The following is a 12,353-nucleotide window of genomic DNA, read 5'->3' as shown; positions in this document are numbered from 1 at the left end:
ATGTCTAGTTACATATAAACTCATCAAATCACCACCCGCCACTATTTTACAACAATAATCGCTATTCGCCTATATTTTTATACAAAAAACCCGATAGCAAACTATCGGGTCAATCTTAATATTATTAGAAATCAACTTCGCTATCATAGTAGCAAGCTTTTAATAATTTAACCATTTCTTCTTGAGTAGGAATTCTTGGGTTTGATCCAGTACATGCATCACCGATGGCATTTGCAGCAATTTCTTCAACACGATCCAAGAAAACTTCTTCACTAACGAATCCTGTTTCAGCTGGTAAACCATCAGCACCATAATGATTGATTGAATGAGGAATATTTAATTGATCATTCATTTTTCTTAAATAAGCAATTAATAATTCAACTTTTTCATCATCATCTTTACCATTTAAATGCATATAGTCAGCAATGACACCATAACGTTTTTTAGCTGTTGGATCTTTAGCATTGAATGCAATAACTTTTGGTAAATACATTGCATTAGCAGCACCATGAATAATATGACCACCTTGATCAACGAAAGCAGCCCCAGTTTTATGAGCCATTGAGTGAACAATTCCTAATAAGGCATTTGAAAAAGCTTGTCCCGCTAAACATTGAGCATCATGCATTTGATCACGAGCTTCCATATCTCCATTATATGATTTAACTAAATTAGCTTGAATCATTTCAATTGCATGAATTGCAAGTGGATCAGTATAGTTACAATTAGCTGTTGATACATAAGCTTCAATAGCATGAGTCATAGCATCCATACCAGTATGCGCTACTAATTTAACTGGCATTGTTTCTGCCAAGTCAGGATCAACGATAGCAATATCAGGTGTAATTTCAAAATCCGCAATTGGATATTTAATACCTTTTTCATAATCAGTAATGATTGAAAAAGCAGTTACTTCAGTTGCTGTTCCACTAGTTGATGGAATAGCACAGAAATGTGCTTTTTTACGTAATTTTGGAATTCCAAATACTTTACACATTTCTTCAAATGTAATATCTGGATATTCATATTTAATCCACATTGCTTTTGCAGCATCAATTGGTGATCCACCACCCATTGCAACGATCCAATCAGGTTGGAATTTTTCCATTGCAGCGGCACCTTTCATAACTGTTTCAACAGATGGATCTGGTTCGATTCCTTCAAATAATTCTACTTCCATTCCAGCTTCTTTTAAGTAATTAACGGCTTTATCTAGGAAACCAAAACGTTTCATACTACCACCGCCAACACAAACCATAGCCTTTTTTCCTTCTAATGTTTTTAAAGCTTCAAGAGCTCCTTTTCCATGATATAAATCTCTTGGTAATGTAAATCTTTGCATGTCATAAGCACCTCCATACTTTATATTATAAGCGCTTTCAAAAAGATGATGTAGATACAAAAAAGGAATAGCGCTATTCCTTTTGATATATACCCCAATTATTTGCGATTATCCCCTTTATTTCAGCAACCAAATTTTGATCTTCTTTTGATAAATGATACCCTTTTCGAGTAATTAACCAATCATAACTCTTAACCTTATAATCTTTACAAATTAGGGTAGTTAGATTATAACGATCTAATACTTGTTTTGGCATCGGAGAGACCCACATATAGCTATGGATCAAACTGGCTAATAATTCAAATTGAATCCCTCGGTCATAAATTGAAATCTCTTTTCTTTCTAATAACTCCTGGCTTCGCGTTGTTGTCCCCATTTTTCTAGCTGGCAAAGAAACATCACCATGAGTGATTTCAATTTGATTATTTAAGTCTTTTAATAAGACTTCTTTTTGATAAACTAAGGGATTTTCTTTAGATACTAAAAGCTGATATTTAAATTGATACAGTTCTTGATATTCTAGCTCCTTAGATTGTAAATGATTGATAAAATAGTTTTTTTCATCATCAAAAAAACGAATGATTCCTAAATTAACATCACCTTCATAAACCTGCTTGATCGTATCAATGGAATTAGTTTCCCGATAATTAACTCTAATTTTTTTATCACTAAAATTAAGTTTCGATAAATAATTAGTAAATGCATTAGCGATATAGCTGGCTCGAGGCACACTAATATCCAAATGGATGGTTTTTTCATCATAGTTACAATATAATGCTTCCATTTCGGCCACCTGAGCTAAAATATTCCGAGCTCGTTCAATAAATTCGGCACCCTTTTTAGTTGGTATGACCCCTTTAGAAGTCCTTTCAAAAATAATAATATGCATGTTTTCTTCAAACTCTTTAATAATCTTACTTAGATGGGGTTGATTCATATAAAGGTTACTAGCAGCTTTACTAATTGAGCCGGCTTTAGCAACTTCGATGACATATTTTAAATGCAATAAATTCATGAGATGCCTCCTTATCATTATCATTCTATCATAAAATTAGCTGATTTTGTCTAAACTGTAAAAATTTAATAGCTATATTATTTAATATCTAGGCCTATAACTGTTTAAATATATGGTTCCTTTCATGACAATCTATTTAAAGCGGTTTCATTTTGTGTTATAATTAAGAATATGATGAAAAAGAAAGAGGTGTGAAAATGAAAAAGCTGAAACAAGAGTATTTAGATAAAATTGATGAAATTGTTACTAAATACAAAGACGAAAAAGGTCCCATGAAATTAATGCTTCATGAGATTCAAGAAAGTCTTGGCTATATTCCTTTTGAAGCAATGGAAAAAATTTCTCAGGCTATCAATGTACCGGTTTCTAAAGTATATGGAGTTGTAACTTTTTATTCACAATTTACAACTGAGCCTAAAGGAAAACATGTTATTTCTGTTTGCTTAGGGACAGCTTGTTATGTTAATGGTTCTCAGACAATTCTTGACTTGCTTTGTGAAATGACGGGATGCGAAGTAAACTCAACTAGTGCAGATGGACTATTTTCAATCGATGCTACACGTTGTGTCGGGGCTTGTGGTTTGGCTCCTGTTGTAAGTGTCGATGGAACCGTTTTTGGATGTTCTAAACAATTAGAAGATCTTAAAATGTTAGTATTAGACTATTTAAAAGAAGGATAAAATGCTAGTTAAGGATATCGTAGCATTATTAAATGCTAGAGAAATATATGTTGATGATACTTCAATCTACCAAAAAAATTATGATAAGGGCTTTGCAACTGATTTAATGTCAGATGCTTTAGCACTATTAAAAAATGAAACTGAGGACATTTTATTTATAACTGGTCTGGCCAATGTACAGTCTTTAAGAACCGCAGAAGTATTAGATTTAGAAACAATTATGTTTGTCAGAGGAAAACCATTGGATCTATCGATTATTGATATGGCCAAAAAATTGCATATAAATTTATTTCAAACTGATGAACCAATGTTTGAAGCCTGCGGAAAATTATACAATGCAGGAATGCGTCGATGAAAAAAACTTATCAAGTTGTCAAAGATAATTATCAAGATGCTGGAGCAGCTTCTAGCGATATCAAACGGACATTAAAAGCTTTAGGAATTGATCGTAAAGTTTTAAAAGCCGTTGCGATTGCCTGTTATGAAGCCGAAATAAATATTGCCATTCATTCCGATGGCGGTACTGTTACTTTTGAAATTGATGATGAAGGTACGATTCATCTTTCATTTGATGATATCGGTCCTGGAATTGAAGATATTGAATTAGCTTTAACGCCAGGTTATTCAACTGCTTCACCTAAAGCCCGAGAACTGGGATTTGGGGCTGGAATGGGACTTTATAATATGAAAAGTGTTGCTTCAACTTTTGAAATAACATCTTCAAAAAAAGGAACACATATAAAGATGACTTTTAAATGAAACCAGTAATTAATTATTTAGGAAGTCATTGTTCTAAATGTATTAAATGTGTTAAGTCTTGTCCAGTTGATGCTATTTCAATTGTAAATGAACAAGTAATTATCGATAACGACAAATGTATAAATTGTGATATCTGTATTCAGGCATGTGACCAGAAAATTTTAAGAACAAAAAACATTGATTTAGAAAGCTGTTTAAAAAAACATGAATATAATGTTGCTTTGATCCCTACTGCTATTTTATCGGATCTAAAAACTTATCAGGAAGCTAAAAATATTGCCCAGGCAATTAAAAAGTTTGGATTTGATGAAGTAGTTCAATATAGTGATATTGAAGGATTTCTATATAAACAGGCAATTGCTGATAGCCAAGATAAGCATCTACCAATGCTGACTTCATTTTGTCCTACTATCAATAAACTAATTGCCAATGAATACCCTACTTTGATCGATCATCTATTACCATATGATTATCCAGTGGAAATTGCTGCTAAACAAATTAGAAAAAAGCATGCTGATATGGATGTAGGAATCTTTTCACTTTGTGAATGTGTTGGCAAATTGACTTTAGCTAAAGAGCCATTTGATAATCAAGATTCCAACATTGACTTTGCCATCAGTATTTCTCAAGTGTTTCCACAAATCAATAAACTTAAAAATGAAGAAACATCTGATATTGACTTTAATCGTTATGGAATTAAAAGTAATGTTAGTGATTTATATGGTAATCGAAGTTTGTCAGTTATTAGCGTTGAAGGGTTGCAGCAAATTAATACTGTATTAGATTTAATTGAATTTGATCAATTAAAACATGTGGATCTGATAGCTTTATTTAATTGTTTTCAAGGATGTATTGGTGGTTACTATTTGTGGTCAAATCCTTTTGAAGGGTGCTTTAATATTGAAAGCATCTTTGAAGATTGTAATGGCCCCCTAGCGCCCCTGTCTCCCAGGGAATATCGCAAAATCCATGAGATTGATAGCAGTAATGAACAAAACTTTAAAGAACGGCTAGCCTGGTTCAACAAAGTTAATACCATTTTAGAAACTTTACCACAATTTGACTGTGGCAGTTGTGGCTTTGCCAATTGCCGTGGTTTAGCCGCTAGAATTGCCAGTGGTGAAGTCGATGATTCATTATGTCGGGTTAAGAAAAGGTGATAAAAATGAAAATCAACGAACTATTAAAATTATCGTTAAAACAAATCAATGATGTTCCCTTAACTAATGAGATCAATGATGTTTATATTGGTGACTTGTTGAGCCTTGTCATGGCTAATGGAAAAGAAGGTGCTTTGTGGCTGACAGTTCAAAAACATTTAAATGTAATTGCGGTAGCTGATTTAAATGAATTTGCCGGCATCATCTTTGTACAAAATAGTTATCCTGATCAAGATACGATCGATAAAGCAACTCAATTAGCTATCCCTTTGTTTGTCAGTGAACAAGACGCCTATCAAGTTGCTAAAGAATTAGTGACTTTAGGATTATAAGATGTATTACGATTTGCATATTCATTCAGCTTTATCCCCTTGTGGTGATGAGTTAATGACAATTAATAATATCTTTAATATGGCTTATATCAAGGGACTGGAGCTGATTTCGATAACTGATCATAATTCATTGAAGCAGCAACATTATTTACAGCAAATTATTGAACATGATATTTTAAAAGGAAAGATTGATTTTGTTCATGGAGTTGAACTGCAAAGTAAAGAAGAAGTGCATATTTTAGCGTATTTTTTAAAGGGTACTCCATTAAAACCAATCCAAGCATGGATCGATGATCATTTGATCAAACAATTAAATGATCCTGATTTTTATGGTAATCAGGTCATCTTTGATGAATTTGATAATATTATTGATGAAGAGAAGCATTTACTGTTATCTTCTTTAGATTTAGATATCTTTGAAATAGTTGAAGCGATTCATCGTTTTGATGGCATTGCCATTTTAGCTCACGTTATGGCTAAGAAATTTGGAATTTACGAAGTTTATCATGATATTCCAGCCAATTTAAATTATGATGGCATTGAAGTTACCTGTCTTAAAGAATTACGTGATTTAAAAAAACTATGTCCTGATGTCAATGATGAATATGTTTTTTTCAACAGTGATGCTCATAACTTAGAATTAATCAATGAGCCTGAAAATCAATTAGATCAAGAAAAATTCTATCAGCTTTGGAGGAAAAAGTAATGCAGGAAATTGCGATGAATATTTTAGATATCGCCTATAACTCAATAAGAGCTGGAGCTACGATGATCAAAGTTTTAATTACCGATAGTTTAAAACAAAATATTATCGAAATTAAAATTATTGATAATGGTAAAGGAATGGATAAAGAAACGCTTACTAAAGTTACTGATCCATTTTATACAACTAGAACTACCAGAAAAGTTGGTTTAGGTATTCCGATTTTTAAAGAAAATATTGAAGCAACTGGTGGTCATTTTGATATTGAATCAACTGTCAATATTGGAACTAGTGTAACTGGTATTTTTGTTAAAGATCATCTAGATACACCACCAATGGGAAATATCGTTGATACAATGGTTACTTTAATTCAAGCTGATGAAAAGATAAATTATATATTTGAATATAACACTGATGATTTTAATTTTACTTTAGACACCTGCCAGATCAAAGAAATACTTGGCAATGATGTCTCAATTACCGAACCTCAAATAATAATGTGGTTAAAAGATTATATGAAGGAGGGATTACACTCATGAAATCATTAGACGATTTAAGAAAGATCCGCGATGCTGCAAGAAGCAATATGAGCATTCGTGATGAACAGCAAAAATATCGAGTAGTTGTTGGAATGGCAACTTGTGGGATTGCCGCTGGTGCTCGACCAGTTTTAAATACTTTAGTTGAAGAAGTAGCTAAACAAAATCTATCAGCTAAAGTTCTCCAGACTGGATGTATTGGGATGTGTACATTAGAACCGATCGTTGAAGTTTTTGATCAAGACGACAACAAAACAACTTATGTTTTAGTTGATCCAAAGAAAGCAAAAGAAATTGCTGATAGACATTTAAAACATGATGAAGTAATCGACGAATATACAGTCGGACACTATAAAAAATAGGAGGTTGCAAGATGGCAGCAAAAAGAACACAAGTTTTAGTCTGTGCGGGAACTGGCTGTACAATCGGAAATTCTGGTGAATTGATCACTGAATTTGAAAAAGAAATCAAAGCTTTAGGCTTGGATAAAGAAATTGAAGTATTAAGAACAGGATGCTTAGGTCTATGCGGGGTTGGTCCTAATATTTCTATTTATCCTGATAATATTATTTATAAATCAGTTCAAGTATCAGATGTTAAAGAAATTGTCATGGAACATTTATATAAAGGACGTCCGGTTCACCGTTTAATGTTAAATGAATCTGATGAAGATACTCGAGAAATCCATGATATTAATGATACTAAGTTTTATCATAAACAAAAAAGAATTGCATTACACAACTGTGGGGTCATTGATCCAGAAAATATTAATGAATATATTGGTAAAGATGGATATTTTGCTTTAGCTAAAGTCTTACAAGAGATGACACCACAAGAAGTTGTCGATGAAATCAAAGCCAGTGGTTTACGTGGCCGCGGTGGTGGTGGTTTTCCAACCGGAAATAAATGGCAATTTGCCTTAAATGAACCTGGTGATGAAAAATATGTTATCTGTAATGCTGATGAAGGAGATCCCGGTGCCTTCATGGACCGTTCGATTCTAGAAGGAAATCCCCATAGCGTTATTGAAGCCATGGCTATTGCCGCTTATGCAATTGGAGCTCATCATGGTTATATCTATATTCGTGCTGAATATCCAATCGCCGTTGAAAGATTAAAAACAGCTATTTCACAGGCGCGTGAATTAGGTTTATTAGGTAAAAATATTTTTGATACTGGTTTTGATTTTGATTTGGAAATTCGTTTAGGAGCTGGAGCCTTTGTCTGTGGTGAAGAAACAGCTTTGATCCAATCAATTGAAGGTGAACGAGGAATGCCAAATCCAAAACCACCATTCCCTGCTAATAAAGGGGTTTGGGGAAAACCAACAATTATTAATAATGTTGAAACTTATGCCAATATTGCCCAAATTATTCTAAATGGTGCCAAATGGTTCCGTTCAATCGGTACTGAAACTTCTCCAGGAACTAAAGTATTTGCCCTAGGTGGTAAAATCGTCAATACTGGGTTAGTTGAAGTCCCTATGGGAACTACATTACGAGAAGTTATTTATGAAATTGGTGAAGGATGTCCTAACCATAAACGGTTTAAAGCTGTTCAAACTGGTGGACCTTCAGGTGGCTGCTTAACGGAAGAACAGCTAGATACTCCAATTGGATTTGACGAATTAGTCAAATTAGGTTCAATGATGGGTTCTGGAGGAATGATCGTTTTAGACGAAGATAACTGTATGGTTGACGTTGCTCGTTTCTATATGGATTTTATTGTTGATGAATCTTGCGGTAAATGTACTCCTTGTCGCGTGGGAACAAAACGAATGTTAGAACTATTGGAACAAATCTGCAATGGTGAAGCAACTATGGATACTTTAGATGAACTAGAAATGTTAGCTAAGACGATCCAGGATACCGCTCTTTGTGGACTAGGTCAAACCGCACCAAATCCGGTTTTATCAACTATCAGTCAATTTAGAGATGAATATATTGCTCATATTGTTGATAAAAAATGTCCTGCTGGTGTTTGTAAAGCCTTATTACAATATGTAATTGATACTGATAAATGTCGTAAATGCGGACTTTGTGCTAAACAGTGTCCAGTTGGTGCCATTCATGGTGAATTAGGTAAAGTTCCTTATGTTATTGATCAAGATAAATGTATTAAATGTGGTAACTGTGTCAACGCTTGTCACTTTAATGTAATTGAAAGAAAGTAGGTGGAAGGAATGTCAAAAGTAAAAATTACTATTAATAACCGTGTGGTTGAAGCTTATGAAGGACAGACAGTCTTAGAAGCAGCTAAAAATAACGGTATCCATATCCCTACTTTATGTTACTTAAAAGGGGTGACGGGAACTGGAGCTTGCCGTGTCTGTCAAGTTGAAATCGAAGGAGCTAAAACATTGGCTGCTGCCTGTGTCTATCCGGTTCGAGAAGGCTTAGTAATCAAAACCAATTCACAGCGGGCATTAGATGCTCGAAGAAGAGTTGTTGAATTAATTGTTTCTAACCATTCAAAAGACTGTTTATCATGTATTCGAAATACTAACTGTGAATTACAGCGATTATGTCAGGAATTAGGGGTTCGTGAAGATGCCTTTGCCGGTGAAAAATCAAATCCAACTTTCGATAATGTTTCACCTGGTATTGTTCGTAATACTTCAAAATGTGTATTATGTGGTCGTTGTGTGGAAACTTGCCTTAAAACTCAAGGTTTAGGTATTTTAGGTTATATCAATCGTGGTTTTAAAACTAAAGTTGGTCCAGTTTATGATAAAAGTTTTGCTGATGTAAACTGTATGCAATGTGGACAATGTATCAATGTTTGTCCAGTTGGTGCTTTATCAGAAAAAGAAGAAATCCATGATGTTATCGAAGCTTTAAACGATCCAACTAAACATGTAGTAGTGCAAACAGCGCCAGCAGTTAGAGCTAGTTTAGGTGAAGAATTTGGAATGCCAATTGGTACTAGAGTAACTGGTAAGATGGTAGCTGCTTTAAAACTAGTAGGATTTGATAAAGTTTATGATACCAATTTTGGAGCTGATCTAACGATCATGGAAGAAGGTCATGAATTCCTTCATCGCTTAAACAACAATGGTGTTTTACCAATGATTACTTCATGTTCTCCAGGATGGGTCAATTATATTGAACATGAATATCCAGATTTATTAGATCATTTATCAAGTTGTAAATCACCACATATGATGTTAGGTTCAATGATCAAATCATATTATAGTCAAATCAATAATATCGATCCTAAAGATATTTATGTGGTTTCAATTATGCCTTGTGTCGCTAAAAAAGGTGAAAAAGAACGTGAAGAGAATTTAACTGATGGTCTAAAAGATGTTGATGCCGTATTAACAACTAGAGAATTAGGAAAATTAATTAAAATGTTTGGTATCAACTTTAAAGACTTAAAAGATGAAGACTTTGATCAAGATGTCTTTGGTGAATATTCTGGAGCTGGAGTCATTTTTGGAGCCAGCGGTGGCGTAATGGAAGCGGCCTTAAGAACTGTTGCTGATGTTTTGGCTAAAGAGGATTTAGAAAACATCGATTATCATGCAGTTCGTGGTGAAGAAGGTGTAAAAGAAGCGACGGTAACTATTGGTGGTAAAACATTACATGTTGCTGTTGCTCATAGTATGGTACTGGCAAAACCATTACTTGAAGAAATTAAAAATGGAACATCTAAATATGATTTCATTGAAATCATGGGATGCCCTGGTGGTTGTGTCAATGGTGGTGGCCAATCTTATGTCAATGCGCTAGTTCGTAATAGTGGTTTTGATTGGAAACAGGCTCGTGCTAAAGCTTTGTATGATGAAGATATGTCACTTCCAGTTCGTAAAGCTCACAAAAATTCTCAGATTCAGCAATTATATGCTAATTTCTTAGGCGAACCTAATAGTGAAAAAGCGCATCACTTATTGCATACTCACTATAGCGCTAAACCACGTTTTAAATAATTGAATTTATGGAGGAGTAAAATGAAGAAACTATTAAAATATTTAATATGTGCACTGATGATGCTAACAATAGTTGGATGTTCATCACAAAGTGAAGATGGCTCAGATAGTGCCAATATTCTTTGTCCAACTGGAGCTCCATCATTAGCTTTTGTCAGTGAATATGACAATATAACAGAAAATGGTAAAATCGATTTTGTCGATGGTAGTGATCAGCTGGTCGCTGAATTATCTAAAGATGATAGTGAATATGATATTATTGTTGCCCCTGTTAATGTCGGTGCTAATCTTATTGCAAATGATCAAACTGACTATCGAATTCAAGCTATCCTTACCTGGGGAAATTTATATTTAGTAGGTACAAGTGAAGATGCCTTATCACAAACTGGTGAAATTGCATTATTTGGTGAAGGAGCTGTTCCTCAATTAATCTATGAAAGTACTGATATCGAAACTTCATTAACTCCTACTTATTATCAATCAGCTACTTTAGTACAACAACAATTATTAGCTGGTAATGTCCAAGTTGGATTATTAGCGGAACCATTAGCTAGTGCAACCATTGCAAAAGCTAAACAAAATGGCTTAGAATTATCAATCATTGGTAATTTACAAGAAGCTTATGGTGATGATGGTTATCCACAAGCAGCTATTTTCATTAAAGAGGGTACTAATTATGATGAATTGTTCAATGCCATTGATGAATTTACTAATAATGGTTATGAAGGTTTACAAGAAGATCTAGAAAATATTGGAATTGAAACTTTAGGTTTACCTAGTGTTGAAATTACCGTTAATTCCATCGAACGTCAAAATCTTCATTACAAAGCTGCTAGTGACTGCGCAGAGCAAATCAAAGACTTTTTAACACTATATAATATTGAATATAGTGATGACATGCTTGTTTAATGAAGCGTAAAATTATTACAATTATAATTCTTTTGTTGGTTTGGCAAGGTTGTGCTTTATCAATTGATAAAGTGGTAATCTTGCCATTACCACTTACAGTTGTTAATCGAATGCTGGCACTAGCAACAACTTCGTCATTTTATCTGGCCATTATCGCTACTTTGCTTAGAGTGCTATTAAGCTTTCTAATTGCTTTTGTCATTGGAACTTTATTAGGAATTTTTAGTGGTCTATCTAGAAAAGTTAATGATTATCTTTACCCGATTATCTCATTAATTCAAACGATTCCCCAGATTGCTTATATTTTAGTTTTGTTAGTCTGGTTTAAAAGTTTAACTGCTTTAATTGTAATCGTTTTATTGATGATTTTACCGATTTTTTATAATAATGCTGTTAATGGAATTAAAAACATTGATCCAGAATTAAATGATATTATTTGCTTATATCATCATTCATTTATCTTTAATTTATTCAAAGTTTATTTACCGTTAATTAAAGGTTATCTAATTTCGGCAATTGAAACAGCTTTACCACTAAGCTTAAAAGTCGGAGTCATGGCTGAAATCTTTGTTTCATCTAGTCAAGGAATTGGAAAGCAGCTCTATTTTGCCAGAGTCCAAATAGACATGCCTGGGATTTTTGCCTGGACTTTATGGATGATCATCATTATTTTATTGATAAATTTCTTAGTCAAAAAAATATTATCTTATTATAAATAAAGATACCGCATCTGTATCTTTATTTTTTTATACTTTAAATAAATCAACATATTTTCATGTCATCTGTTTAAAAATAATATATTTATTATTGGTGTGTTGACATTATCAATTCTCCAACATATTATAAAAATAGATAGAGCCTATCAGATATTTATTGATTACTATTTAACTATAATAATTTAGCCCATAAAAATTTAATATTTAGAACTGAATTATTTTATCAATATAGTATAAAGGAACAGCCAATTACCTCATAGCTGTTCC

Annotated in this window: 14 protein-coding genes; 12 read left to right on the top strand and 2 right to left on the bottom strand. The window is 33.3% G+C overall.

What is annotated here, in order from left to right; all coding sequences use genetic code 11:
• Positions 1–124 precede the first annotated feature (124 nt).
• Together Q0K54_RS07725 and Q0K54_RS07720 are read right to left on the bottom strand one after the other, a co-directional pair.
• A complete protein-coding gene (locus Q0K54_RS07725) occupies positions 125–1,342 on the bottom strand; it encodes an iron-containing alcohol dehydrogenase (RefSeq protein WP_294579882.1) in 1,218 nt (405 codons plus the stop codon).
• Positions 1,343–1,415: 73 nt separating this feature from the next.
• A complete protein-coding gene (locus Q0K54_RS07720; RefSeq protein ID WP_294579880.1) occupies positions 1,416–2,357 on the bottom strand; it encodes a LysR family transcriptional regulator in 942 nt (313 codons plus the stop codon).
• A gap of 197 nt (positions 2,358–2,554) precedes the next feature.
• Between Q0K54_RS07720 and Q0K54_RS07715 the strand changes: the two genes are divergently transcribed.
• Genes Q0K54_RS07715 through Q0K54_RS07660 form a run of 12 tightly spaced genes read left to right on the top strand, consistent with a single transcriptional unit; the run spans position 2,555 to position 12,089 of the window.
• Positions 2,555–3,037: an NAD(P)H-dependent oxidoreductase subunit E gene (locus Q0K54_RS07715; protein ID WP_294579878.1), complete on the top strand. Its 483-nt coding sequence runs from the start codon at positions 2,555–2,557 to the stop codon at positions 3,035–3,037.
• A gap of 1 nt (position 3,038) precedes the next feature.
• Complete coding sequence (locus Q0K54_RS07710) at positions 3,039–3,392, top strand: hypothetical protein (protein ID WP_294579876.1); 354 nt, start codon at positions 3,039–3,041, stop codon at positions 3,390–3,392.
• Positions 3,389–3,796: an ATP-binding protein gene (locus tag Q0K54_RS07705; protein WP_294579874.1), complete on the top strand. Its 408-nt coding sequence runs from the start codon at positions 3,389–3,391 to the stop codon at positions 3,794–3,796. The genes Q0K54_RS07710 and Q0K54_RS07705 overlap by 4 nt, the downstream gene beginning before the upstream one ends.
• Positions 3,793–4,956 (top strand): [Fe-Fe] hydrogenase large subunit C-terminal domain-containing protein, encoded by a 1,164-nt coding sequence (locus tag Q0K54_RS07700; protein WP_294579873.1) that lies wholly within the window; start codon positions 3,793–3,795, stop codon positions 4,954–4,956. Before Q0K54_RS07705 ends, Q0K54_RS07700 begins: the two co-directional genes overlap by 4 nt.
• Before the next feature lie 5 nt (positions 4,957–4,961).
• The gene (locus Q0K54_RS07695; RefSeq protein WP_294579870.1) at positions 4,962–5,288 is read left to right on the top strand and encodes a hypothetical protein; all 327 of its coding nucleotides are present in this window, start codon (positions 4,962–4,964) and stop codon (positions 5,286–5,288) included.
• 1 nt (position 5,289) lies between these two features.
• On the top strand, positions 5,290–5,994 hold the full coding sequence (locus tag Q0K54_RS07690) for a PHP domain-containing protein (protein WP_294579869.1): 705 nt from the start codon (positions 5,290–5,292) through the stop codon (positions 5,992–5,994).
• On the top strand, positions 5,994–6,530 hold the full coding sequence (locus Q0K54_RS07685) for an ATP-binding protein (protein ID WP_294579867.1): 537 nt from the start codon (positions 5,994–5,996) through the stop codon (positions 6,528–6,530). The genes Q0K54_RS07690 and Q0K54_RS07685 overlap by 1 nt, the downstream gene beginning before the upstream one ends.
• A complete protein-coding gene (locus tag Q0K54_RS07680; protein WP_294579865.1) occupies positions 6,527–6,892 on the top strand; it encodes a ferredoxin in 366 nt (121 codons plus the stop codon). Before Q0K54_RS07685 ends, Q0K54_RS07680 begins: the two co-directional genes overlap by 4 nt.
• Positions 6,893–6,903: 11 nt before the next feature.
• The gene (locus Q0K54_RS07675) at positions 6,904–8,703 is read left to right on the top strand and encodes an NADH-quinone oxidoreductase subunit NuoF (RefSeq protein ID WP_294579863.1); all 1,800 of its coding nucleotides are present in this window, start codon (positions 6,904–6,906) and stop codon (positions 8,701–8,703) included.
• A 9-nt stretch (positions 8,704–8,712) separates the two neighbouring features.
• Positions 8,713–10,461: an NADH-dependent [FeFe] hydrogenase, group A6 gene (locus Q0K54_RS07670; protein WP_294579861.1), complete on the top strand. Its 1,749-nt coding sequence runs from the start codon at positions 8,713–8,715 to the stop codon at positions 10,459–10,461.
• A gap of 21 nt (positions 10,462–10,482) precedes the next feature.
• On the top strand, positions 10,483–11,370 hold the full coding sequence (locus Q0K54_RS07665; protein WP_294579860.1) for a hypothetical protein: 888 nt from the start codon (positions 10,483–10,485) through the stop codon (positions 11,368–11,370).
• Complete coding sequence (locus tag Q0K54_RS07660) at positions 11,370–12,089, top strand: ABC transporter permease (RefSeq protein WP_294579858.1); 720 nt, start codon at positions 11,370–11,372, stop codon at positions 12,087–12,089. Before Q0K54_RS07665 ends, Q0K54_RS07660 begins: the two co-directional genes overlap by 1 nt.
• The last annotated feature ends 264 nt before the right edge of the window (positions 12,090–12,353 follow it).

Origin of the sequence: uncultured Thomasclavelia sp. (genome assembly GCF_944324745.1) — a bacterium.
In the GTDB taxonomy this organism is placed as follows: domain Bacteria; phylum Bacillota_I; class Bacilli_A; order Erysipelotrichales; family Coprobacillaceae; genus Thomasclavelia.
The sequence above is the reverse complement of the archived record's forward strand: the minus strand, read 5'-3'. Positions and strand labels throughout refer to the sequence as shown.